23 protein-coding genes are annotated in these 22,163 nt (G+C 72.3%); 10 read left to right on the plus strand and 13 right to left on the minus strand.

The features are described 5' to 3' along the window. Nucleotides 1-30: 30 nt before the first annotated feature. The gene (locus tag ACIBBD_RS15130) at nt 31-615 is read right to left on the minus strand and encodes a suppressor of fused domain protein (RefSeq protein ID WP_399419833.1); all 585 of its coding nucleotides are present in this window, start codon (nt 613-615) and stop codon (nt 31-33) included. A gap of 506 nt (nt 616-1,121) precedes the next feature. On the opposite strand from ACIBBD_RS15130, the gene ACIBBD_RS15135 reads away from it, so the two are divergent. Together ACIBBD_RS15135 and ACIBBD_RS15140 are read left to right on the plus strand one after the other, a co-directional pair. Beyond that, nucleotides 1,122-2,237, plus strand: coding sequence for a magnesium and cobalt transport protein CorA (locus tag ACIBBD_RS15135; protein ID WP_399419834.1), 1,116 nt, complete (start codon nt 1,122-1,124; stop codon nt 2,235-2,237). 23 nt (nt 2,238-2,260) lie between these two features. After that, nucleotides 2,261-2,776 carry a hypothetical protein gene (locus tag ACIBBD_RS15140; protein ID WP_399419835.1) on the plus strand — a complete coding sequence of 172 codons (516 nt, stop codon included), beginning with the start codon at nt 2,261-2,263 and terminating at the stop codon, nt 2,774-2,776. A gap of 68 nt (nt 2,777-2,844) precedes the next feature. Here the strand turns inward: ACIBBD_RS15140 and ACIBBD_RS15145 are convergent, their stop codons facing one another. Next, nucleotides 2,845-3,603: a hypothetical protein gene (locus tag ACIBBD_RS15145; protein WP_399419836.1), complete on the minus strand. Its 759-nt coding sequence runs from the start codon at nt 3,601-3,603 to the stop codon at nt 2,845-2,847. Nucleotides 3,604-3,886: 283 nt separating this feature from the next. Between ACIBBD_RS15145 and ACIBBD_RS15150 the strand changes: the two genes are divergently transcribed. Genes ACIBBD_RS15150 through ACIBBD_RS15160 form a run of 3 tightly spaced genes read left to right on the plus strand, consistent with a single transcriptional unit; the run spans nt 3,887 to nt 6,933 of the window. Continuing rightward, nucleotides 3,887-5,170, plus strand: a complete 1,284-nt coding sequence (locus tag ACIBBD_RS15150; RefSeq protein WP_399419837.1) for a magnesium transporter MgtE N-terminal domain-containing protein — start codon at nt 3,887-3,889, stop codon at nt 5,168-5,170. After that, the gene (locus ACIBBD_RS15155) at nt 5,160-5,756 is read left to right on the plus strand and encodes a DUF1003 domain-containing protein (RefSeq protein ID WP_399419838.1); all 597 of its coding nucleotides are present in this window, start codon (nt 5,160-5,162) and stop codon (nt 5,754-5,756) included. The genes ACIBBD_RS15150 and ACIBBD_RS15155 overlap by 11 nt, the downstream gene beginning before the upstream one ends. 43 nt (nt 5,757-5,799) lie before the next feature. After that, nucleotides 5,800-6,933 carry an Mrp/NBP35 family ATP-binding protein gene (locus ACIBBD_RS15160; protein ID WP_399419839.1) on the plus strand — a complete coding sequence of 378 codons (1,134 nt, stop codon included), beginning with the start codon at nt 5,800-5,802 and terminating at the stop codon, nt 6,931-6,933. Nucleotides 6,934-7,079: 146 nt separating this feature from the next. Here the strand turns inward: ACIBBD_RS15160 and ACIBBD_RS15165 are convergent, their stop codons facing one another. From ACIBBD_RS15165 to sigE, 5 genes are all read right to left on the minus strand, one after another. Further along, nucleotides 7,080-7,739, minus strand: coding sequence for a hypothetical protein (locus tag ACIBBD_RS15165; protein ID WP_399419840.1), 660 nt, complete (start codon nt 7,737-7,739; stop codon nt 7,080-7,082). Nucleotides 7,740-7,909: 170 nt separating this feature from the next. After that, nucleotides 7,910-8,350 carry a sec-independent translocase gene (locus ACIBBD_RS15170; protein WP_399419841.1) on the minus strand — a complete coding sequence of 147 codons (441 nt, stop codon included), beginning with the start codon at nt 8,348-8,350 and terminating at the stop codon, nt 7,910-7,912. Between the two features lie 201 nt (nt 8,351-8,551). Beyond that, nucleotides 8,552-10,792, minus strand: a complete 2,241-nt coding sequence (locus ACIBBD_RS15175; RefSeq protein WP_399419842.1) for a trypsin-like peptidase domain-containing protein — start codon at nt 10,790-10,792, stop codon at nt 8,552-8,554. 149 nt (nt 10,793-10,941) lie between these two features. After that, nucleotides 10,942-11,922, minus strand: a complete 981-nt coding sequence (locus ACIBBD_RS15180) for a zf-HC2 domain-containing protein (protein ID WP_399419843.1) — start codon at nt 11,920-11,922, stop codon at nt 10,942-10,944. Then, on the minus strand, nt 11,919-12,629 hold the full coding sequence (gene sigE, locus ACIBBD_RS15185) for an RNA polymerase sigma factor SigE (RefSeq protein ID WP_399420118.1): 711 nt from the start codon (nt 12,627-12,629) through the stop codon (nt 11,919-11,921). The genes ACIBBD_RS15180 and sigE overlap by 4 nt, the downstream gene beginning before the upstream one ends. 180 nt (nt 12,630-12,809) lie before the next feature. Between sigE and ACIBBD_RS15190 the strand changes: the two genes are divergently transcribed. Further along, entirely contained in the window at nt 12,810-13,562 is a 753-nt protein-coding gene (locus tag ACIBBD_RS15190) for an O-methyltransferase (protein ID WP_399420119.1), read from the plus strand. A 112-nt stretch (nt 13,563-13,674) separates the two neighbouring features. On the opposite strand, the gene ACIBBD_RS15195 is transcribed toward ACIBBD_RS15190, so the two are convergent. Next, a complete protein-coding gene (locus ACIBBD_RS15195; RefSeq protein ID WP_003966491.1) occupies nt 13,675-13,842 on the minus strand; it encodes a DUF3117 domain-containing protein in 168 nt (55 codons plus the stop codon). 365 nt (nt 13,843-14,207) lie between these two features. Here ACIBBD_RS15195 and ACIBBD_RS15200 point away from each other — a divergent pair, with 365 nt between their 5' ends. Continuing rightward, nucleotides 14,208-15,011, plus strand: coding sequence for an enoyl-CoA hydratase/isomerase family protein (locus ACIBBD_RS15200; RefSeq protein ID WP_399419844.1), 804 nt, complete (start codon nt 14,208-14,210; stop codon nt 15,009-15,011). 2 nt (nt 15,012-15,013) lie between these two features. On the opposite strand, the gene ACIBBD_RS15205 is transcribed toward ACIBBD_RS15200, so the two are convergent. Further along, a complete protein-coding gene (locus tag ACIBBD_RS15205) occupies nt 15,014-15,664 on the minus strand; it encodes a DNA-3-methyladenine glycosylase I (RefSeq protein WP_399419845.1) in 651 nt (216 codons plus the stop codon). Further along, nucleotides 15,661-16,011: a DivIVA domain-containing protein gene (locus ACIBBD_RS15210; RefSeq protein WP_399420120.1), complete on the minus strand. Its 351-nt coding sequence runs from the start codon at nt 16,009-16,011 to the stop codon at nt 15,661-15,663. Before ACIBBD_RS15210 ends, ACIBBD_RS15205 begins: the two co-directional genes overlap by 4 nt. Before the next feature lie 131 nt (nt 16,012-16,142). Here ACIBBD_RS15210 and folP point away from each other — a divergent pair, with 131 nt between their 5' ends. After that, nucleotides 16,143-17,003 carry a dihydropteroate synthase gene (gene folP, locus ACIBBD_RS15215; protein WP_399419846.1) on the plus strand — a complete coding sequence of 287 codons (861 nt, stop codon included), beginning with the start codon at nt 16,143-16,145 and terminating at the stop codon, nt 17,001-17,003. 50 nt (nt 17,004-17,053) lie between these two features. Here the strand turns inward: folP and ACIBBD_RS15220 are convergent, their stop codons facing one another. Both ACIBBD_RS15220 and dapE read right to left on the minus strand, forming a co-directional pair. Beyond that, on the minus strand, nt 17,054-17,812 hold the full coding sequence (locus tag ACIBBD_RS15220) for a TIGR00730 family Rossman fold protein (RefSeq protein ID WP_399419847.1): 759 nt from the start codon (nt 17,810-17,812) through the stop codon (nt 17,054-17,056). Between the two features lie 113 nt (nt 17,813-17,925). Next, nucleotides 17,926-19,005: a succinyl-diaminopimelate desuccinylase gene (gene dapE / locus ACIBBD_RS15225; RefSeq protein WP_399419848.1), complete on the minus strand. Its 1,080-nt coding sequence runs from the start codon at nt 19,003-19,005 to the stop codon at nt 17,926-17,928. Nucleotides 19,006-19,099: 94 nt separating this feature from the next. On the opposite strand from dapE, the gene ACIBBD_RS15230 reads away from it, so the two are divergent. Together ACIBBD_RS15230 and ACIBBD_RS15235 are read left to right on the plus strand one after the other, a co-directional pair. Beyond that, entirely contained in the window at nt 19,100-20,107 is a 1,008-nt protein-coding gene (locus tag ACIBBD_RS15230) for a heavy metal transporter (protein ID WP_399419849.1), read from the plus strand. A 334-nt stretch (nt 20,108-20,441) separates the two neighbouring features. Further along, entirely contained in the window at nt 20,442-20,876 is a 435-nt protein-coding gene (locus ACIBBD_RS15235; RefSeq protein ID WP_399419850.1) for an ATP-binding protein, read from the plus strand. Between the two features lie 132 nt (nt 20,877-21,008). Here the strand turns inward: ACIBBD_RS15235 and ACIBBD_RS15240 are convergent, their stop codons facing one another. Continuing rightward, nucleotides 21,009-22,109, minus strand: coding sequence for a bifunctional succinyldiaminopimelate transaminase/glutamate-prephenate aminotransferase (locus ACIBBD_RS15240; protein WP_399419851.1), 1,101 nt, complete (start codon nt 22,107-22,109; stop codon nt 21,009-21,011). Nucleotides 22,110-22,163: the final 54 nt, after the last annotated feature.

Raw genomic sequence — 22,163 nt, forward strand, 5'->3', positions numbered from 1 at the left:
CGACCGGTTGGTGACCTTCCTCACGTGACGTCAGTCCAGCGGGACGGATCTGCGGGACGCATCCCGCAGGTCCGTTCCGTTCGTCAGCCAGCGCTCCTGGAGGGCCTGGGCGCCGTGGACGCGCTTCCAGGCGGCCTCGTTCGCGGTCATCGGCAGCAGCGGCAGGAAGCGGACCGGGTCGAGGGGCTCGTCGAGCTCCAGGTCCTCGACCAGACCGCCCGGCTCGGCGACCAGCACCGAGGTGAACGGCGCGCCGGGCCACAGCGGCTCACCGACGTCGAGGGAGGCGCCGGGAGCCACGATCACTCCCTCGACCTGCGGGGACGCGGCGAGCACGGCGAGCGGGCGGAGCACCTTGTCGGTGTCGGCGAGACCGCCGCGCACGGACAGCAGCAGCTCGGCGCGCGGGCCCCTGACCGGATCGGCGATCATCGCCGTGGGATCGCCCATCGGCTGCGCGGACATGCCGAGCGTGGCGTAGCGGACGACGTCGCCCTCATGGAAGCGCAGCACCTCGATGCGGTCCGTACCGAGGAAGGTGACCGCGGCGCGGGCGTCCGGCTCGCCGAGCGCGGTGAGCAACCGGGCCTCGACCAAAGGGAGAACATCAGTCATGTCGCGAGAATAGAACTCGTCAGTACCGGGCAAAGCAGCGCCTTGACACTTCGGCCGGCTGATACTCTTGCCCGGTGGTTCGGGGCAGCACGCAGAAGCGTCGCGATCAAGCCCCGACGCCGAAGAGATTCCCCTACGGGGGACCGGCTGGAGGAGGTGGGGCTGTCATGGATCGAAGTCGACCGTGCAGTACCACTCGCTCTTCCCGCCGCTGATGTAGCTGGCTCCGGCCGACCGCCGCCTCTCGCGCTCGCGTCTTCACACGGAAGAGCATTTCGTTTCGTTTTACCGGATCTCCCGGATCTTCCGGATCTGTCCGATCCATCTGATCCATCCGATCTGTCTGATCTGAGCAGTAGCTGAATCAGTAGCGAAACCCGCCACCGCGACGGTGCGGTGCTCCCCGCTTTGTGGACGTGCCAAACATCCGCAGTCAGGACGTCCCCATTCCGGGTAGTTCCACCCGTCGTCGGCGCCTTTCGTTGCCCGTCGCGAAGGAGCCTGCCATGTCGATGATCCGCGACCTGCGTGCCGCCGTCCGCCCGTCCCGCCCCTCCCTGCGCAAGGACGGCGGCGCGTACGACACCACCCGCGACCCGGCCACGCCCTCGGCCGTCGTCGACTGCGCCGTCTACCGCGACGGCGCCCGCGTCCCGAGCGCCACGCCGCTCACCCCGCACGAGGCGATGCGGCACGTGCGGCGCGACGGCGGCTTCGTGTGGATCGGGCTGCACGAGCCGACCGAGGCCGAATTCGCCGGCATCGCCGGTGAGTTCGGGCTGCACCCGCTGGCCGTGGAGGACGCCGTCCAGGCCCACCAGCGCCCCAAGCTCGAGCGCTACGACGACTCCCTGTTCACCGTCTTCAAGACCATCCACTACGTCGAACACGAGCAGCTCGACGCCAACAGCGAGGTCGTCGAGACCGGCGAGGTCATGTGCTTCACCGGCAAGGACTTCTTCATCACCGTCCGGCACGGCGGCCAGGGCTCGCTGCGCGGGCTGCGCCACCGCCTCCAGGACGACCCCGAGCTGCTCGCCAAGGGCCCCTCGGCCGTGCTGCACGCCATCGCCGACCACGTCGTCGACGGCTACATCGCGGTCGCGGACGCCGTGCAGGACGACATCGACGAGGTCGAGACCGAGGTCTTCTCGCCGGGCCGCAAGGGTGCCCCGCGCGGCACGGACGCCGGCCGGATCTACCAACTCAAGCGCGAGGTGCTGGAGTTCAAGCGAGCGGTCTCGCCGCTGCTGCGCCCGATGCAGCTGCTGAGCGAGCGGCCCATGCGGCTGATCGACCCCGACATCCAGAAGTACTTCCGGGACGTCGCCGACCACCTCGCCCGCGTCCAGGAACAGGTCGTCGGCTTCGACGAGCTGCTCAACTCGATCCTCCAGGCCAACCTCGCGCAGGCGTCCGTCGCCCAGAACGAGGACATGCGCAAGATCACGTCCTGGGCGGCCATCATCGCCGTACCGACCATGGTCTGCGGTGTGTACGGCATGAATTTCGACCACATGCCGGAGCTGCACTGGCGGTACGGCTACCCGGTGATCATGGGCGTCACGGTGATGCTCTGTCTGGGCATCCACCGCACGCTGAAGCGCAACGGCTGGCTGTGAGCACGCCTGGATAGGGTGAGGTCATGACACGCGAGCTGCTCGACCGGGCCCTCATCGAGGAGGCCACCAAGAAGTCCGGCCTCATCTGGGTCAGGGGATCCGGGGAACCGGCCGCCCGGGCGCTGTGGCACGTGTGGCACGAGGGCGCGGCCTGCCTGGTCGGCGACGGGCCCGGCGAGCAGCCACTGCCGGGGCTGACCGACGGTTCGTCGGCAGAGGTGACGGTCCGCAGCAAGGACAAGGGAGGCCGGCTGGTCTCCTGGACCGCGCGGGTCGTCCAGCTCCCGCCCGGCACCGAGGCGTGGGACGCCTCCGTCGCCGAGCTCAAGGGCAAGCGCCTGAACGCACCCGACGGCGAGGCGATGACCGAGCGCTGGGCGCGGGAGTGCCGCGTGCTCCGCCTGGAACCGACCGGGGCCACGGTGCCGTTGCCCGAGGGCACCCTGGCCGAGGCGCCGCGGCCCTCACCGGCCACGACCCGTCGGGAGATTCCCGCCGGCCTGCCGCGGCTGCTGCTGAAGAGGCGGAGGAGAAAGTAGCGGGCCGCCGGCGTCGTCGCCCGGCGGCGGCCCGGCCGGCGGTTACCGCAAGCCGCGGAGGGGGCCGCTCACGAGGTCGGCAGCTCCTTGCCGTAGTCCACCGTCTCGTCCTTCGCCGGCTCCTCCAGGGCGAAGTCCTGGCCCCAGGCCGAGAAGCTCAGCGTGCCCGCGCCACCCGCGCGCACCAGGCGCAGCGGGTACGGCTTGCCCTCCAGGGAGACGTCCAGCGTGCCACCGGAGCCGCCGTCGCCGGTGATGCGGATGGTGCGCACGCCCGCCTGCTCGTGGTGCCCGTCCTTGCCCAGTGAACCGTGCAACGTCAGCAGATCGCCGAGAAGGAGGTCCTTGTCCGTGAAGCCGCTGAACTTCTTGTACGAGGGGTCGCCGGTCGGCACCTTCACGTACTTGTCGTCGAGCTTGTCGGCGGCCGCCGTGTCCGAGTCGCTGGTGCCCGCCTCGCCGTCCTCGTTCTTCCAGAACGCCGCGTCCGCCTTCAGGTACAGCTGCTCACCGACCCGCAGCAGGTGGAAGGCCACCCCCTCGGCGGTGACCGACCCGGTGCCGCCGTCCGCCTTCAGGCGCATGTCGAGCTTGTACGACTTCCCGCCGGCGACCACCGTCCCGGACAGCCGCACCGCGTCGACCGCGCCCGCGGCCGCCTTCGTCTTCGCCTGGATCCGGTCGGCCGACAGTTTGCCGACCCCGTTCGTGCCCGCGTCCGGATCCTCGCTGCACCCCGTCACGCCCAGGCCCGTCACGACCAGTGCGCACGTCGCGCTCACCAGCGCGGCCCGACGGTGGGTACGGCCCTGGGGAATCGCAGTCACAGAGGAGGCTGCCTTTCTGCGGGGGAGTCCTGAGCGGCGTACCGCAGCGTACCGGGGTCGTGGACCGGGAGCGGAGCCAGTCCGTCCGGACCCCTCACCAGGGCGTACCCGATCGGGACGGGCTAGCCTGAAGCCCGCAGCAGCGGGCAATTGGGAAAAGAGCCCCACAGGAAACGACCCGGCAGACAGCCCGGGAGACCCCCGGGCGAGGGCCCGGACAGACACCCCGGTACAACGGGCAGCGAACGTCTCGTACGAGCGCTCACGAAAAGGAGGTGCGGCCATGGCCGCGGGCGTCCCCCGGATCTTCGTCTCGCACCTCGCCGGTGTCGCCGTCTTCGACCCCAACGGCGACCAGGTGGGACGCGTGCGCGACCTGGTCGTGATGCTGCGCGTCCGCCGGCGTCCGCCGAGGCTGCTCGGACTGGTCGTCGAACTGCCCACCCGCCGCCGCATCTTCCTGCCCATGACCCGGGTGACCAGCATCGAGTCCGGCCAGGTCATCTCCACCGGTGTGCTCAACGTCCGCCGCTTCGAGCAGCGGCCCACCGAGCGCCTGGTCTTCGGAGAACTGCTCGACCGGCGCGTGACGCTCGTCGAGACCGGCGAGGAGGTGACCGTCCTCGACGTGTCCGTGCAGCAGTTGCCGGCCCGCCGGGACTGGGAGATCGACCGCGTCTTCGTCCGCAAGGGGAAGAAGACGGGCGCCTTCCGGCGCGGCAGGGGCGAGCAGCTGACCGTGGAATGGTCGGCCGTCACCGGCTTCTCCCTGGAGGAGCACGGGCAGGGCGCCGAAAGCCTGCTCGCCACCTTCGAGCAGCTGCGCCCGGCCGACCTCGCCAACGTCCTGCACCACCTCTCCCCCAAGCGCCGCGCGGAGGTCGCCGCCGCCCTCGACGACGACCGCCTCGCCGACGTCCTGGAGGAGCTGCCGGAGGACGACCAGATCGAGATCCTCGGCAAGCTGAAGGAGGAGCGCGCGGCGGACGTGCTGGAGGCCATGGACCCCGACGACGCGGCCGACCTGCTCGCCGAGCTCCCCGAGGCGGACAAGGAGCGGCTGCTGAGCCTGATGCAGCCCGACGACGCGGCCGACATGCGGCGCCTGATGTCGTACGAGGAGCACACGGCGGGCGGTCTGATGACGACCGAGCCGATCGTGCTGCGCCCCGACGCCACCGTCGCCGACGCCCTCGCCCGCGTCCGCAACCGCGACCTCTCCCCCGCCCTCGCCGCCCAGGTCTACGTCTGCCGCCCGCCCGACGAGACCCCCACCGGCAAGTACCTCGGCACCGTCCACTTCCAGCGGCTGCTGCGCGAACCGCCGTACACGCTGGTCAGCGCGGTGCTCGACGACGACCTGCAGGCCCTCGCCCCGGATGCCACGCTGCCGCTCGTCGCCGGGTTCTTCGCGACGTACGACATGGTCGCGGCGCCCGTCGTCGACGAGGCCGGGTCGCTGCTGGGCGCGGTGACCGTGGATGACGTGCTGGACCACATGCTGCCGGAGGACTGGCGGGAGACCGAGTTCCACCTGGTCGAGGAAGAGGTGTCCGATGGCGCCTGAGCGTGAGAGCGGCCGCGCCGAGCGCACCCCGGCCGGCGCCACCGCCACGGGCCGTCCCCGCGTCCGCCTGGACCAGCCGCGCCCGCCCCGGCGCCGGATCGTGCCCGAGTGGGACCCGGAGGCCTTCGGGCGTCTCTCGGAACGCATCGCGCGCTTCCTGGGCACCGGGCGGTTCATCGTCTGGATGACGATCGTCATCATCCTGTGGGTGGTGTGGAACGTGTCCGCGCCGCGCGACCTGCGGTTCGACGAGTACCCGTTCATCTTCCTGACGCTGATGCTGTCCCTCCAGGCCTCCTACGCGGCCCCGCTGATCCTGCTCGCTCAGAACCGGCAGGACGACCGCGACCGGGTCAACCTGGAGCAGGACCGCAAGCAGAACGAGCGGTCCATGGCGGACACCGAGTACCTCACCCGTGAGATCGCCGCCCTGCGCATCGGGCTCGGCGAGGTCGCCACCCGGGACTGGATCCGCTCGGAGCTCCAGGACATGGTCAAGGAGCTGGACGGGCGGCACAACGGGCACGGCGTATTCCCGACAGTCACGGCAGAACGGTCGCACGGACGTGACGTAGACGACCGCTGACGGGCATCCCGGGGCGCCCGCGGGGCGCCGTACCATCGTCCTTATGGCTACGGAAGACGCGGTGCGCGAAGCACTGTCGACGGTGAACGACCCCGAGATCAACCGCCCCATCACCGAACTCGGGATGGTCAAGTCGGTGGAGATCGGTGCGGACGGAGCGGTCGCGGTCACCGTGTACCTGACGGTCTCCGGCTGCCCGATGCGCGACACGATCACGCAGCGCGTCACCGAGGCGGTCTCCCGGGTCGAGGGCGTCACCCGCGTCGACGTCACGCTCGACGTGATGAGCGACGAGCAGCGCAAGGAGCTGGCCACCGCCCTGCGCGGCGGCCAGACCGAGCGCGAGGTCCCCTTCGCCAAGCCCGGCTCCCTGACCCGGGTGTACGCGGTCGCCTCCGGCAAGGGCGGCGTCGGCAAGTCCTCGGTGACGGTGAACCTGGCGGCGGCGATGGCGGCCGACGGTCTGAAGGTCGGTGTCGTCGACGCCGACATCTACGGCCACAGCGTGCCGCGCATGCTGGGCGCCGACGGCCGTCCCACCCAGGTCGAGAACATGATCATGCCGCCGTCCGCGAACGGCGTGAAGGTCATCTCGATCGGCATGTTCACCCCGGGCAACGCCCCGGTCGTCTGGCGGGGCCCGATGCTCCACCGGGCGCTCCAGCAGTTCCTGGCGGACGTGTACTGGGGCGACCTGGACGTCCTGCTCCTGGACCTGCCGCCGGGCACCGGCGACATCGCCATCTCGGTGGCCCAGCTGGTCCCGAACGCCGAGATCCTGGTCGTGACGACGCCTCAGCAGGCCGCCGCCGAGGTGGCCGAGCGGGCCGGCTCCATCGCCGTACAGACCCACCAGAAGATCGTCGGCGTCGTCGAGAACATGTCCGGCCTCCCGTGCCCGCACTGCGGCGAGATGGTCGACGTGTTCGGCACGGGTGGCGGCCAGCTGGTCGCCGACGGCCTGACGCGTACGACGGGTACGTCCGTCCCGGTCCTCGGCAACATCCCCATCGACGTCCGCCTCCGCGAGGGCGGCGACGAGGGCAAGCCGGTCGTCCTGACCGACCCGCAGTCCCCGGCGGGCTCCGCCCTGCGCGCGATCGCGGGGAAGCTGGGGGGCCGGCAGCGGGGCCTGTCGGGACTGTCCCTGGGGATCACCCCGAAGAACAAGTTCTAGAGACACCCGGGGGCGCGGACACACCTGGGGCGCGGGGCCGCAGCCCTCCGCGCCTTGGCCGCGCGGGCGCGGGCGACCCCGTTCCGCAGTCGCCCGCGCGCGAAGCACGACAGCGAAGGGGCGCCGCGAGCCGCGGCGCCCCTGTGTCATGCGTAGGCGGCGATGTCCTTGATCATGGCGAAGCCGAGCCCGTACGCGCTCATCCCTCTCCCGTACGCCCCCACGTGCACCCCTTCCTTCGTCGAGCCGGCCAGGACCCAGCCGAACTCGGACTCGCGGTAGTGGAAGGGGGTGGGCACGCCGTCGACCGGAAGGGAGAGCGTGGACCAGTCCGGGCCGACGAGGTCGTCGGCCAGCACCCACGCCGTCTCGGTCTGCTGCTCCAGCCAGTCGTCGCGCAGGCTGTGGTCCATCTGGCCGGGCCAGGTGAAGGACAGCAGCCCCACCCCGGCGAGCCACGCCGCCGAGGAGACCGACGTGGCCTCCAGCAGCCCCGTGCCGTCGGCGCTCCTGCGGGAGGGGTTCGCGGCCACCGTCACGACGACCGCGAACTTGCCGCGGTCCTCGCCCGCCGTCTCGTGCCGTACGGAGGGCTCGTCACCGTGCCCGATCGAACCGTGCTCGACGGCACCGTCGGCCGCCGTGCCGACCTGCATCAGCCAGCGCGGTCCCGTGAAGGCCTCGTCGAGGCCGTACCACGGGAACGGCGCCTCCAGGAAGCCGTCGACCGTACGCCGGGCGGAGGGGACCTGTTGTCCACCCTCCGCGGCCGGCGTCTGTGCGACTGCCCGACTCGTCGTCTCCATGTGCCCGGACGCCTCCTCGCTCTCGCCGGACCGTCGCGGCCCGCCCCCCTTCGGGCGTACTCGTCCGGTCCGCACAACAACCAGGCAGCATAGCCATCCCGCTCCTGGTAGGGGGGAAGCCGCCCGGCGCGTAGGGCGTGCGCCCCCTCACACCGGGGGGCGCGTGTGGCTCAGGTGGCGTCCGCGTCGAAGACCGGGCGGGTGTCCTTGGCCGGTTCCTCGGGCTTCTTCGACATGTCGACGCGGCCACCGGACGTGGACGACGAGGAAGAGGAGGACGAATCCGGCTCGTGGGCGTGGACCGCGTCCGTGACCTCGGCCATCTCCTTCTTCAGGTCGAAGCCGTTGCGGATCTCCTTCAGCCCCAGTTCGTCGCTGTCCAACTGCTTGCGGATGAACGTCTTGGGGTTGAGGTCCTCGAACTCGAAGTCCTTGAACTCCGGGCCCAGTTCCTGCCGGATGTCCTGCTTGGCGCTCTCCGAGAACTCACGGATCTTCCGGACGGTGCGCATCACGTCCTGAATGACCTTCGGGAGCTTGTCCGGACCGAAGACGAGCACGGCCAGGACGATGATCGTCACCAGCTCGAGCGGTCCTATGTCATTGAACACCTGAAGCTCCTTGCGATGTCCGCGGTCCTCGGCCCTCGGTGGTCAGTTCCGGTCTTCCGTGGTCCGGGCCGGGTCCACGGTACCTGTCGCACCTGTCCGACCGGTACCTTCCGGAGGTGTCCGAGTGGGTGCGGGTGACCTGTTTTCCCCGTTGTTTGCCTAGTCGGGCCGTGTTTCGGGGCCCGATCTGTGAAGTTTCTGTCAATCGGAGGACCCGAGCACCAGGGAGAGGGAGAGTTCCTCTCCGTCGCGTTCGATCGTCAGCTCCAGGCGGTCGCCGGGCCGGTGGGCGCGGGTCTTCACGATCAGCTCCTCGCCGGAGTGGACGCGCCGGCCGTCGACCTCGGTGATGACGTCTCCCGCCCGGATGCCGGCCCGGTCGCCGGGGCCGCCCGGGGTGACCGGGGAGCCACCGTCACCGCTCTGGGTGCCGACCCGGGCGCCGTCCCCCGCGTAGTCCATGTCGAGGGTGACGCCGATGACCGGATGGGTCGCCCTACCGGTGTTGATGAGCTCCTCGGCGACGCGCTTGCCCTGGTTGATCGGGATGGCGAAGCCCAGGCCGATCGACCCGGCCTGCCCGCCCTCGGAGTCGGCGGCGTCGGCGGCGGAGCGGATGGCGGAGTTGACGCCGATGACACGGCCCCGCGCGTCGAGGAGGGGGCCTCCGGAGTTGCCGGGGTTGATGGGCGCGTCGGTCTGCAGGGCGTCGACGTACGACACGTCGCTGCCGTCGCCGCTCTCGCCGCCGGCCGTGATGGGCCGCTCCTTGGCGCTGATGATGCCGGAGGTGACCGTGCCCTCCAGGTCGAAGGGGGCGCCGATGGCGACGACCGGGTCGCCGACCTGGACGTTGTCCGAGTTGCCGAGGTTCAGGGGCTTCAGGCCCTTCACCCCGGTCACCTTCACGACGGCGAGGTCGTAACCGCTGTCTCCGCCGACGATCTCCGCCTCGGCGGTCTGACCGCCGTTGAACACGACCGTTATCTCACCGTCGGAACCGGCGGGCTCGACGACGTGGTTGTTGGTGAGGATGTGGCCACGCGCATCGAGCACGAAGCCGGTACCGGTGCCGGACTCCTCGCTGCCGCTGACGTGCAGCGTGACGACGCTGGGCAGGGCACGCGCGGCGATCCCGGACACGCTGTCCGCCGCACGCCCGGTGGGCTCCGCGGACGCCTGCGGCAGCTCCACGCCGTCGAACCCGCCGTTGCGCTCCAGGTAGACGCCCACGGCCCCGCCGAGCGCCCCGGACACGAGAGCGAGGGTCAGGGCGCCTGCGACCAGCGTCGCCCGCACCCGCCTGCGCCGCTGCCGCTCCGTGGGGACGGCGGCGCCGGTCTGCTGGAGGGGGGCGGCGGACCAGGGGTCGTAACGGTGCCAGGGGGCGGCGGGGGAGGCCGGAAGCACCGGGGGTGCGGCCGCCGCCGGGACTTCCCCGGCGCCGACAGAAGGTGACGGAGGAAGTGGCGAGTCGGGGGCGGGCGCGGACGTGGTGGACGCGTGCGTGACGGGGGCGGGCGCCGCCATGGTGGGCGCTGGGGTGGATATGGCGGGCACGGCGTCGGGCATGCCGGGCGCGGGCGCCTGCAAGGCGGGCACGGGGTCGGCCATGCCGGGCGCGGGGGTGCCCGGCGCCGTGTTCCGGGCGGGCCTGACCGCCGGGTGCTGTACGGGCGGTGCGGGCGCCCAGGGGCCCGGCTCGCCGTACGGCGGGGTGCTGTAGGGGTCGGGGTCGTGCAGGGGCCTGGGCCGGTCACCTGTGGCCGAGGACGGGGAGACGGGGGCAGCGGAAGCAGCGGGGCCGGCCGCACCGTCCGAAGGAACGGGCTGGGGCGACTCGGCGTGCGGGTCCCGCGCGGGTGCCGGCTGGGGCGACTCGGCCTGCGACTCCTGCGCCGGTGCGGGCTGGACCGGCTCGCCGTACGGCTCCTGCGCCCGTGCCGGCTGGGCCGACTCGACGTACGGTCCCTGCTCCGATACCGGCTGAAGCGCCTCCACCTGCGGCTCCCCCGCGGACACCGGCTCGACCAAGCCCGCCCCCGGCTCCCCCGCAGACACCGCCTCGACCGACCCCGCCTGCGACCCCGGCACGGACACCGGCCCGGCCACCGCAGCCGGCCGCTGCTCCACGGACTCCTCGGCGGCGGCCCCGGCCGTCGCCGGAGCACCCCCGGCCGTCCCGGCGGCCCCGGCCGTCGCCGGAGCGACAGTCGCGCTCACCGGTCGGCTCAGTGCGTAGTCACCGTCGTCGCGGCCGTCGTCGGGTGTGCCGGCCGGTCGCCCGGTGTGCTCCTCCGCCGCCGCCCCTGCGGGCCGCGCCAGCTCGAAGTCCCCCTCGGAGCTCTCCCGCCCGGTGTCCGGCCCGCTCTCCGGCCCGGCGGTGCCCTGCGGGCGAGGCCGGCTCCACCACTTCCCCTTCGTGGGCTTCCCCTCGTTCATGCTCTCCCCGCACTCGGGCCCCGTCGCGGCATGGCTCGTCGGCGGGGGGCCGTAGCTCGTCGAACTCCGCCTCCGTGCCGGCCGTCCGGTTCGGGTGCGGTCCTCCCAGGATTCAACCAGGTTCGCGGCGTACCGGCGCCGGCGCCGGATCAGCGGGCGTTCGGCGAAGAGGGGGAGGCGGTGGGGGCGGGGGTGGTGCCGGGGACGGGCGCGGCGAGCAGTCCGGGTGCCGTGACCTCGGGGGCCGTGGACCAGGAGGTCAGGGCGATCGGTGGGGTGGCGCCGAGCGGACGTATCAGGGGGGACATGGCGGCGGCGCCGGCCACCACGGGCGTGGTGAGCCCGTGCAGGGCGGCCTGGTCGGCGTGGACCGCGGCCGGGGCCGGCACTCCGGGCAGCAGCGGCGCGGAGACCTGGGTCGGGGCGACCGGCGTCTCGCCGAGCAGCTGGCCGCCCTGGGCGAGCAGGGGCCCGGTGGTGCGGCGGCGCTGGTTGTCGGGGGTCGTCGCGGAGCCGGTGCCGGGGGGGCGGGCCGGTGTGACGTTGCTGCCGGAGCCGCCGCGGGCATCCGTGTCGACCGTGGGGGCGCCGGTGTTCACCCCGCCCAGCGCGATCGCGGCCAGCGACACGGCGCCGGCGGCGACGAAGGCGAACCGCAGGCCGCGCGAACGCTCGGCGTCGCCGCGGCCGACGGCGTGGATACGGAAACCGCGCTCGGTGGCGGGCGTCAGCACGGACCCGTGCTCGCGCGCGGGGACGTAACCGAACTCGAAGGGTTCGTCCCGCTTCACTCCGAAGACTCCGGCGGCTCCCGGGCGGGAGCCGAAGCGGTCGCCGATTCCTCCCCCGAGCGGCGTTCCGCCGCCGTCCGTGTCACCTCCGCCGGGGAGCCCCTGGAGACGGGCCAGGAAGCTCTCGGAGGGGGTGGGTGGGGCCACTTCCGCGAAGACGTTCTTCAGCCGGCGCTGGGCGTCGACCTCCGCCTTGCACTTGGGACAGGTCGCCAGGTGCGCGAGGACGCGCTCCCGCGTGTCATGACCGAGCTCGCCGTCCACGAGGGCCGAGAGCCGGTCGCCGAGGTGCTGTTCCGCCAGGAGTCGCTCGGCGGGGTTGTGTCGGGATCCGTTCACGCGGTCGCGCCCCCTCCCCCCAGAGCGGGCACGCGGGCCACGAAGGAGCGCCGCTCCGCGCGCGCCTCGGGCGAGCGGTGCGCGAGCGCCTTGCGCAGCTGCGAACGGCCGCGGTGGATGCGCGAACGGACCGTGCCGAGCTTGACTCCGAGGGTCGCGGCGATCTCCTCGTAGGACAGTCCCTCGATGTCGCACAGGACGACCGCGGCACGGAACTCCGGCGCGAGGGTGTCGAGGGCCTGCTGGACGTCCGCGTCGAAGTGGGCGTCGTTGAAGACCTGCTGCGGGGTGGGCTCCTTGCTGGCCAGCCGCTCGGCGGCGTCCTCGCCGAGCGCGTCGAAGCGGATGCGCTGCTTGCGGCGGACCATGTCCAGGAAGAGGTTGGTGGTGATGCGGTGCAGCCAGCCCTCGAAGGTGCCCGGCGTGTACGTCGACAGGGACCGGAAGACACGGACGAAGACCTCCTGGGTGAGGTCCTCGGCGTCGTGCTGGTTGCCCGTGAGGCGGTAGGCGAGCCGGTAGACCCGGCCGCTGTGCATGCTGACGATCTCCTCCCACGTGGGCGGAGTCCACGCCTGCCCGTCCGCGTCGGTGGAGAAGGTCGCGGTCTGGGTCCGGCCGGCGGTGAGACCGGCGGCGTGGCTGTGGTCAGCGGTGTCGTTCACGGATTTCGGCCTGCCCGCCGACCCGAGAAAGCGCCGCAGCACTCCTCCCCGATCCACAGGCGCAGCCGCACCTCCCCTGTCGGCTCTGGTGGTGTCCAGTGGAGCCCCTACCATAGCCACCTCGCCCGTTAGCTCCGGATAAGCGGTTTTACGAGAAATTGATCTGTGCTGACACGGCTCATACGGCTGCGTCAGCACTTGCTCTGCGGCTCGTCCCTCGTCGTGATGCAACTGTGTCCCCCCGGCGTTCGTCCCACCCCTTCAAACGCCCGGTCCCATCTGCGGGTTCCCGGCGCCAACGGATACAGTCACGCCGAGGCAACCAGGGGACAGGAGAGGGTCATCACCGGCAACCGGCAGACGAGCTGGGCGTTCGCCGACGCCTATGTCGCCGAGGACGAAGCGCTGCGCTGGGCCCGTGACCGGGCCCGCGAGGCAGGGCTGCGCTCGGTGTCGCCCAGCACGGGCGCCGCACTGCGGTTGCTCGCCGCCACCGTGGACGCCAAGGCGGTCGCGGAGATCGGTACCGGCACCGGGGTCTCCGGGATCCACCTGCTGCACGGCATGCGCCCCGACGGCGTCCTGACCACCGTCGACCCCGAGCCGGAGCACCAGCAGTTCGCCCGGCAGGCCTTCCGCGCCTGCGGTTTCGCCAGCAACCGGGCCCGCTTCATCCCGGGCCGTGCGCTCGACGTCCTGCCCCGCCTCGCGGACGCCGGCTACGACCTCGTCTTCTGCGACGGTGACCGGCTCGAGGTGATGGACTACCTCGCCGAATCGTTGCGCCTGCTGCGCCCCGGGGGGCTGGTGGTGTTCGAGGGCGTCTTCGCCAACGGCCGCACCATCGACTCCGGGCCGCAGCCCACGGAGGTCATACGCATCCGCGAGCTGCTGCGCGCCGTACGCGAGAGCCAGGAGCTGGTGCCGTCGCTGCTGCCCGTGGGGGACGGGCTGCTGTGCGCGGTCAAGCGGTGAGCGCGGGTCCGTCCGGGCGCGGGGCGTGAGGGTGAGCGGTGCGGGCATGAAACAGCCGCCCCGGCACCCAAGAGGATGCCGGGGCGGCTGAAAGGGTATGGTCGCTTGCGCGTCAGCCGACGACCTTCTTGAGGGCGTCGCCGAGCGCGTCGGCCTCGTCAGGGGTCAGCTCGACGACAAGTCGACCGCCGCCTTCGAGCGGAACGCGCATGACGATGCCCCGCCCCTCCTTGGTCACCTCGAGCGGGCCGTCGCCCGTCCGCGGCTTCATGGCCGCCATGCTCGTTCCCCTTCCTGAAACCAGCTCATCGTCAAAGCCGACGGCCCGTGAAGGGCACGCGCAGTCCAGCGTGGGACACGCGACACCGGCATCGAACACATTGCTTCCCAGCCATTATCCCGCATCTCAGGACCCGATGACCAACATCGGTCGGCATCGCTTGGGCAACGCGCGCGAGCAAAACCACTCAATTCGGCGATGTGACTGCGATACTGCGCGCCCGCACCGACTTCCGGCCACCGGAAATCGTCCCGAATTCTTTGACCCAGGTCACACGTGCTGCGCGATGACCTTCCTTCATGCTGTCCTTCGGAGACGGGCGTACCGGTCGGTACGCCGCAGACTGACACCGGAGGGGACACCCCATGGCCGACACCGTGCTCTACGAGGTGAGCGACGGGCTCGCGACGATCACCCTGAACCGCCCGGAGGCGATGAACGCGCTGAACATCGCGACCAAGGTCGCCCTGCGGGAGGCGGTGCGCTCGGCCGCTGAGGACACCGCCGTCCGCGCGGTGCTGCTGACCGCCGCCGGTGACCGGGCCTTCTGCGTCGGTCAGGACCTCAAGGAGCACATCGGGCTGCTGGTGACCGACCGGGAGACCGGCTCGGGCCGGACCATGACCACGGTCAGGGAGCACTACAACCCGATCGTGCGCGCGCTGACCGAGGCGCCGAAGCCGGTGGTCGCCGCGGTGAACGGGGTCGCCGCGGGCGCCGGCCTCGGCTTCGCGCTGGCCGCCGACTACCGGGTCGTCGCGGACACCGCGTCCTTCAACACCTCGTTCGCGGGCGTGGCGCTGACCGCGGACTCGGGCGTCTCGTGGACCCTGCCCCGCGTGATCGGCCCCGGCCGCGCCGCCGACCTGCTGCTCTTCCCGCGCAGCATCAAGGCGCAGGAGGCGTACGAGCTGGGCATCGCCAACCGGGTGGTGCCGGCGGACTCGCTGCGCACCGCCGCCCAGCAGGTGGCGCGGATGCTGGCCGACGGGCCGACGGTGGCGTACGCGGCGATCAAGGAGGCGATGGCCTACGGCTTCTCCCACTCGCTGGCCGAGACGCTGGAGAAGGAGGACGAGCTGCAGACGCGGGCGGGGCGGTCGGAGGACCACGCGATCGCGGTGCAGGCGTTCGTGAACAAGGAGACGCCGAAGTACCTGGGCCGCTGAGTTCAGGGGATGCGGGTGCCGTCGGGGGCCGCGGCTCCGTCGCCTTCGCGGGGGAGCCGCGGTCCCCGGGCGGCGCCTCTCGCCAGGCAACCCTCCAGGTGATCGTCCACCAGCCCGCACGCCTGCATCAGCGCGTACGCCGTCGTCGGTCCCACGAACCGCAGCCCGCGCTTCTTCAGCGCCTTGGACAGGGCCGTCGACTCGGGGGTGACCGCCGGGACGTCGGCGAGGGTCCGGGGGACCGGGCGGACGGCCGGGTCCGGGGCGTGGGACCAGATCAGCTCGTCGAGGTCGCCCGGGGCCCAGTCGGCCAGCACGCGCGCGTTGGCGAGGGTGGCGTCGACCTTGGCGCGGTTGCGGATGATGCCGGGGTCGGCGAGGAGGCGCTCGCGGTCCTCGTCGGTGAAGGCGGCGACGGACGCGATCTTGAAGTCCGCGAAGGCGGTACGGAATCCGGGACGGCGGCGCAGGATGGTGATCCAGGACAGGCCCGACTGGAACGCCTCCAGGCTGAGGCGTTCGAAGAGCGCGTCGTCGCCGTGGACCGGGCGGCCCCACTCCTCGTCGTGGTACGTCACGTAGTCCGCGGTGGACAGGGCCCACGGGCAGCGCAGGGCGCCGTCCGGACCGGCGAGGGCGGTACCGTCGCTCACTGCGACTCCTGCCGCGCGGGCTTCTCCATGGACACCTGCGGCTCGGGCGTCCGGGCCACGGAGAGGGCGGACTCCAGTTCGGCGATCCGGGCGTCGCGTTCGGCGAGCTCGGCGCCGAGGCGGTTCAGGGCGTCGTCGACGTCCGCCATGCGGTAGCCGCGGGCGGCGAGCGGGAAGCGGAGGCGGTCGACGTCGGACCGGTCGAGGGGGCGGTCCGGGGGCAACGGGTCGTGCAGTCGCTCGGGCGCGACCTCCGGCAGCGGGCCGGTGCCCTCGCCGCCGCCCACCACGGCGAGTGTCACCGCGGCGACCACGACGGCGAGCGCGACGACCAGGAACAAGAACATAACCATCGGTGGGTCCCCACGCTCGCTGTGCTCGGTGTCGAATGTGTCAGGCTCCGATCGTGCCATGCGGGTGTGCCGGTTAGGGTCGCAGGCGGCGGATGTCCAGGACGTACTAGGAGAGGTCACAGGGGATGCTCAGGCTGGGCAGGCGCGCGTTCGGCGCGCACGAGCCGGTGGTCATGGCGATCGTGAACCGGACCCCGGACTCCTTCTACGACCAGGGCGCCACCTTCCGTGACGAGCCGGCGCTGGCGCGGGTGGAGCAGGCGGTCTCGGAAGGGGCCGCGATCATCGACATCGGCGGGGTGAAGGCCGGGCCCGGCGAGGAGGTGACCGCCGAGGAGGAGGCGCGGCGGACGGTCGGCTTCGTGGCCGAGGTGCGACGGCGCTTCCCGGACGTCGTCATCAGCGTGGACACCTGGCGGGCCGAGGTCGCCGAGGCCGTCTGCGAGGCGGGCGCGGACCTGCTGAACGACGCGTGGGGCGGAGTCGACCCCCGGCTCGCGGAGGTCGCCGCGCGCTTCGGGGTGGGGCTGGTGTGCACGCACGCCGGAGGCGCGGAGCCGCGGACCCGTCCGCACCGGGTGACGTACGACGACGTCATGGCCGACATCCTGCGGGTGACCGTGGGGCTGGCCGAGCGGGCGGCGGCGCTGGGCGTGCCGAGGGAGTCGATCCTCATCGACCCCGGGCACGACTTCAACAAGAACACCCGGCACAGCCTGGAGGCCACGCGGCGGCTCGGGGAGATGGTGGAGACGGGGTGGCCGGTGCTGGTCTCCCTGTCCAACAAGGACTTCGTCGGGGAGACGCTGGACCGTCCGGTGAAGGAACGGGTGGTCGGCACGCTGGCGACGACCGCGGTGTCGGCGTGGCTCGGCGCCCAGGTGTACCGGGTGCACGAGGTCGCGGAGACCCGGCAGGTCCTGGACATGGTGGCGTCGATCGCGGGCCACCGGGAGCCGGCCGTGGCGCGGCGGGGACTCGCGTAGGCCGGGCGGGGGCGGGCCGCGACGACCGTGGCCCGCCCCCGGCCGGGCCGCTACCGGCCCGCTTCCTTGGACACCAGCGCCACCGCCTCCTCCACGTCGTCCGTGACGTGGAAGAGGAGGAGGTCCTTCTCGGACGCCTTGCCCTGGGCGATCAGGGTGTTCCTCAGCCAGTCGATCAGGCCGCCCCAGTACTCCGTACCGAACAGGACGATGGGGAAGCGGGTGACCTTCTGGGTCTGCACGAGGGTGAGGGCCTCGAAGAGCTCGTCCAGGGTGCCGAGGCCGCCGGGCAGGACGACGAAGCCCTGCGCGTACTTCACGAACATCATCTTGCGGACGAAGAAGTAGCGGAAGTTCAGGCCGATGTCGACGTAGGGGTTCAGCCCCTGCTCGAAGGGGAGCTCGATGCCGAGTCCCACCGAGACGCCACCCGCCTCGCAGGCGCCCTTGTTGGCCGCCTCCATCGCGCCCGGACCGCCGCCCGTGATGACCGCCCAGCCGGCCCGGACCAGGCCCGTGCCCAGCCGCACCCCGGCTTCGTACTCCGGCGAGTCCACCGGTGTCCGGGCCGAGCCGAACACGCTGATGGCGGGAGGCAGTTCGGCGAGCGTGCCGAAGCCCTCGATGAACTCCGACTGGATGCGCAGCACCCGCCAGGGGTCCGTGTGGACCCAGTCGGAGGGGGCCCGTTCGTCCAGCAGCCGCTGGTCCGTGGTGCTCGTCTGTACCTGGTCCCGCCTCCGGAGGACCGGTCCCAGGCGCTTCTCCTCCGGTGGCTGCTGCTTGCCCTCCGGGTTGCCGGTAGCCATATGAGCTCCCTCCGCTTGCGGGTCGTTCCACCTCAGCGTAGATCTACGCGGGTTACGGGCGGGGGACGTCGGCGTGTCCGCCGCGAAGCGCCCTCGGCTCGTATGCCCCAAGATCACGCCGTGAGCCAGGCCCGCAGCCGCTCCTCGCCCGCCAGGATCTTCGCCGTCTCCACGCGCTCGTCCCGCTTGTGCGCCAGGTGCGGGTTGCCGGGTCCGTAGTTGACGGCGGGGACGCCGAGCGAGGAGAAGCGGGAGACGTCCGTCCAGCCGTACTTGGGCATCGGGGTGCCGCCCACCGCGTCGATGAAGGCCGCGGCGGCCGGGTGGGAGAGGCCGGGCAGGGCCGCGGGGCTGTGGTCGTCGACGACGAACTCCTCCACCCCGCAGTCGGCGAAGACCTCGCGGACGTGGGCGACGGCCTCCTCCGGCGTGCGGTCCGGCGCGTAACGGAAGTTGACCGTGACGACGCACTCGTCGGGGATGACGTTGCCCGCGACTCCGCCCGTGATGCCGACCGCGTTGAGACCCTCGCGGTACTCCAGGCCGTCGATCACCGGGTAGCGCGGCTCGTAAGCGGCCAGGCGGGCGAGGATCGGGGCCGCGGCGTGGATCGCGTTGGAGCCCATCCAGCCGCGCGCCGAGTGGGCCCGCTCGCCCTTCGTCCTCAACAGGACCCGCAGGGTGCCCTGACAACCGCCCTCGACCTGGCCGTCGGACGGCTCCAGCAGCACCGCGAAGTCGCCCTCCAGCCACTCCGGGCGGGCCTCGGCGACGTGCTTGAGTCCGTTCAGCTCGGCGGCGACCTCCTCGTTGTCGTAGAAGACGAAGGTGAGGTCGCGGTTGGGGGACGGGACCGTGGCCGCGATACGCAGCTGCACCGCGACACCCGCCTTCATGTCGCAGGTGCCGCAGCCCCAGAGCACGCCGTCCGCGTCCAGCCGGGAGGGGACGTTGCCGGCGATCGGGACGGTGTCGATGTGGCCGGCGAGGACGACCCGCTCCGGACGGCCCAGGTCCGTGCGCGCGATCACGTTGTTGCCGTAGCGGTCCACCGTCAGGTGGGGCAGGGCGCGCAGGGCGCTCTCGATCGCGTCCGCGAGCGGCTTCTCGGTGCCGCTCTCCGACGGGAAGTCGACGAGCTGTGCCGTGAGGAGCGCGGCGTCCAGGGTGAGGTCAAGCGGGGTCTCGGCCATGCCGTCGACCCTAACGCGGGGACCGCGCGTCGCGCTGGCCCCACCGTTTCCCGTCCGCCTCCCCGGTTTCCGTACTGTCCAGTACCTTGTACGCGTGCCAGAGCCGTCACCCTCTCCCCAGCGCCGCGGCCGCCTCCTCCGTTTCGGGGCGGCCTGCGTGGTCCTGTCCGCCGTCGCGGGTTATGTCGTGGTCCAGTACGTGACGGGCGGCGCCGGGAAGCCGGGGTGCAGAGTCGTTTCCGCACAGGGTGGCGGGACGACGTACGAGTTCACGCCGGAGCAGGCGGTGAACGCGGCCACGATCGCGGCCGTCGGCACCAACCGGGGCATGCCCGAGCGGGCCGTGACCATCGCGCTCGCGACCGCGCTGCAGGAGTCGGCGCTGCGCAACCTCGACCACGGCGACCGGGACTCGCTCGGCCTGTTCCAGCAGCGGCCCTCCCAGGGCTGGGGCACCGCGCAGGAGGTCACCGACCCCACCTACGCGGCGAACATCTTCTACGAGCACCTCGCCAAGGTGCCCGACTACACCGAGCTGCCCCTCACCGTCGCCGCGCAGCGCGTGCAGCGCAGCGGTTACCCGGAGGCGTACGCCAAGCACGAGCCGGACGCCACGCTGCTGGCCGCCGCCCTCACGGGCACCTCGGCCGCCACGCTGACCTGCAAGGGGCGCCCGGAGACCGCGACGGCCACCGGTCCGGACGCGGTGCGCGCGGCGCTGGTACGGGACTTCGGGCGGGACGCGCTCGAGCAGGCGGGCGCGCAGATCGGCACCGGGACCGGTACGGCGGCGGCGTCCACGCCCGCCGAGGACGTGCCCGCCGCCGAGACCAGCGGGCGGACGGTGACGCTCCCCGTCACCGACGCCACCGCCGCCGGACGCGGCGTCCGGGAGCGCGGCTGGCAGCTCGCCCACTGGGCGGTGGCCAACGCCTCGGCCCTGCACATCGAGCGGGTCGCGTACGCCGGCCGGGAGTGGGTCGCCGGGAACACCGACAGCACGTGGCGCGCCACCAGGACCGGCGGGACCGCGGCCGCCGGCGCCCCGGGTTCGGCTGCCGGCGCCGGGACGGGCACCGTGCGGATCGTCACCGCGCAGTAGTACGGGGCATCGCCCGGACGGGTTGTGCGGGGCGGACGGGGGACGCCGTACGGTCAGGTTTTCGCGGCCTCACTCCCCCGTCCGCCGAAACCGTTGGGAACAAAGGGCTGCACCGGTTTGGCGGACTTTCACACCGGGCGCTTTTTGCCCGCTTTCATCCGCAGCCGATAATGCGACGCATTGCCAACTCTTTACGTCGGCGGTCCGCAACCTTCGCGGGCTTCGAGCGGTAGTCACTGCGTCCGAGCCCGGACGATCGACAGTCGGTCGGTCAACGCCGGGCACGGACCGATTCTTCAGCGTCTCCACCGTTTCCTCCCGTCTAAGGAGCATCATGTCCCTCCCCCTGACCCGCAGGATCGCCCGTGCCGCGCTGCTCGTCGCTGCGGGAGCGGCTGCCGGGGTCGGTGCGGCCGGCTCCGCCGGCGCGGCACCCGGTCTGCCCGCCACCCCGAACCTCGGCGGCCTCACGGCCCTGGACGGGGCGAACGCCGGCACCACGGTCGACAGCGCGGCGCAGAACGTCACCGGGACCACGGCCAAGACCGGCGGCAAGGCGGTCGAGCAGGCGGTGCCGGCCGCGGGCAAGGCCGGCGGCAAGGCCGTGCACAAGGCGACGCCGGCGGCGCAGAAGGCGGCCGGTGAGGTGGCGGGCTCCGCCGGTGACGTCCTCGGCGACACCGCGTCGACGGCGACGAAGGGCGGCCTGCCGACGGAGTCGCTCACCAAGGGCGGGCTGCCGGGGGCGAAGACGCTGCCGCTCGGCTGAACGCGTCCGCACCGGGCACGGTGACGGGGTCCAGGTCCGCCCTGGGCCCCGTCGCCTTGTGTCTCCGCTCAGGCGGTGTCTCCTCCGCCCAGGCCGGCAGGGCCCCGCGGCGGCTGCGGCCAGGGGGGCCGGCTATCGGGCCCTGAGCCGCTCCACCGCCGCCGCCACCCGCTCGTCCGTCGCCGTCAGTGCCACGCGTACGAAGGTGTCGCCGGCCGGGCCGTAGAAGTCGCCGGGGGCGACCAGGACGCCCCGCTCGGCGAGGTGGCCGACCGTGGTCCAGCAGGACTCGTCCCTGGTGGCCCAGAGGTAGAGGCTGGCCTCGCTGTGCTCGATGCGGAAGCCGTGGGCGACGAGCGCGTCCCGCAGGAGGGTGCGGCGGACGGCGTAGCGTTCCCGCTGGACGCGGACGTGCTCGTCGTCGCCCAGGGCCGCCACCACCGCCGCCTGGGTGGGCGCCGAGGTCATCATGCCGCCGTGCTTGCGGATCTCCAGCAGGGGGCCGAGGACGGCCGGGTCGCCCGCGAGGAAGGCCGCGCGGTAGCCGGCCAGGTTCGAGCGCTTCGACAGGGAGTGCACCGCGACGATGCCCTCGTACGAGCCGCCGTTGACGTCCGGGTGGAGGACCGAGACCGGGTCGGCCTCCCAGCCCAGCTCGATGTAGCACTCGTCGGAGAAGAGCAGGACGCCGTGCTCGCGCGCCCAGGCGACGATCCTCGTCAGGTCCGCCTTCGACAGGACCCTGCCCGTCGGGTTGGACGGGGAGTTCAGCCAGAGCAGCCTGAGGCCGGCGGGGTCCAGCTCCGTCGGGTCGTCGTAGACCTCGTGGTCCGCGCGGGCCAGGCGGGCGCCGACCTCGTACGTCGGGTAGGCCAGGCGCGGGTACGCGACCCGGTCGCCGGGGCCGAGGCCCAGCTGGGTCGGGAGCCAGGCGACCAGCTCCTTGGAACCGACGATCGGCAGGACGTGGCGGTGGGTGACCTCGCGGGCGCCCAGCCGGCGCTCCAGCCAGCCCGTGATCGCGTCGCGCAGGGCCGGGGTGCCCCAGACCGTCGGGTAGCCCGGGGAGTCCGCCGCGTCGATCAGCGCTTTCTGGATCAGCTCGGGGACCGGGTCGACCGGGGTACCGACGGAGAGGTCGACGATGCCGTCCGGGTGCGCCGCGGCCGTCTTCTTGTACGGCTCCAGCTTGTCCCAGGGGAAGGTCGGCAGACGGTCGGAGACTGCGGACACGGTTCTCTGGCTCACTTTCGTCGGGACGGCCCGTACGGCAAACGCCTCGGTCCC

It is taken from the genome of Streptomyces sp. NPDC051315 (assembly GCF_044455165.1).
In the GTDB taxonomy this organism is placed as follows: domain Bacteria; phylum Actinomycetota; class Actinomycetes; order Streptomycetales; family Streptomycetaceae; genus Streptomyces.

Coding starts and splice junctions, on each gene's coding strand:
- ACIBBD_RS15130 (WP_399419833.1), bottom strand. CDS start 615: ATGACTGATGTTCTCCCTTTGGTCGAGGCCCGGTTGCTCACCGCGCTC.
- ACIBBD_RS15135 (WP_399419834.1), top strand. CDS start 1,122: ATGTCGATGATCCGCGACCTGCGTGCCGCCGTCCGCCCGTCCCGCCCC.
- ACIBBD_RS15140 (WP_399419835.1), top strand. CDS start 2,261: ATGACACGCGAGCTGCTCGACCGGGCCCTCATCGAGGAGGCCACCAAG.
- ACIBBD_RS15150 (WP_399419837.1), top strand. CDS start 3,887: ATGGCCGCGGGCGTCCCCCGGATCTTCGTCTCGCACCTCGCCGGTGTC.
- ACIBBD_RS15155 (WP_399419838.1), top strand. CDS start 5,160: ATGGCGCCTGAGCGTGAGAGCGGCCGCGCCGAGCGCACCCCGGCCGGC.
- ACIBBD_RS15160 (WP_399419839.1), top strand. CDS start 5,800: ATGGCTACGGAAGACGCGGTGCGCGAAGCACTGTCGACGGTGAACGAC.
- ACIBBD_RS15165 (WP_399419840.1), bottom strand. CDS start 7,739: ATGGAGACGACGAGTCGGGCAGTCGCACAGACGCCGGCCGCGGAGGGT.
- ACIBBD_RS15175 (WP_399419842.1), bottom strand. CDS start 10,792: ATGAACGAGGGGAAGCCCACGAAGGGGAAGTGGTGGAGCCGGCCTCGC.
- ACIBBD_RS15195 (WP_003966491.1), bottom strand. CDS start 13,842: ATGGCGGCCATGAAGCCGCGGACGGGCGACGGCCCGCTCGAGGTGACC.
- ACIBBD_RS15200 (WP_399419844.1), top strand. CDS start 14,208: ATGGCCGACACCGTGCTCTACGAGGTGAGCGACGGGCTCGCGACGATC.
- ACIBBD_RS15210 (WP_399420120.1), bottom strand. CDS start 16,011: ATGTTCTTGTTCCTGGTCGTCGCGCTCGCCGTCGTGGTCGCCGCGGTG.
- folP (WP_399419846.1), top strand. CDS start 16,143: ATGCTCAGGCTGGGCAGGCGCGCGTTCGGCGCGCACGAGCCGGTGGTC.
- ACIBBD_RS15220 (WP_399419847.1), bottom strand. CDS start 17,812: ATGGCTACCGGCAACCCGGAGGGCAAGCAGCAGCCACCGGAGGAGAAG.
- dapE (WP_399419848.1), bottom strand. CDS start 19,005: ATGGCCGAGACCCCGCTTGACCTCACCCTGGACGCCGCGCTCCTCACG.
- ACIBBD_RS15235 (WP_399419850.1), top strand. CDS start 20,442: ATGTCCCTCCCCCTGACCCGCAGGATCGCCCGTGCCGCGCTGCTCGTC.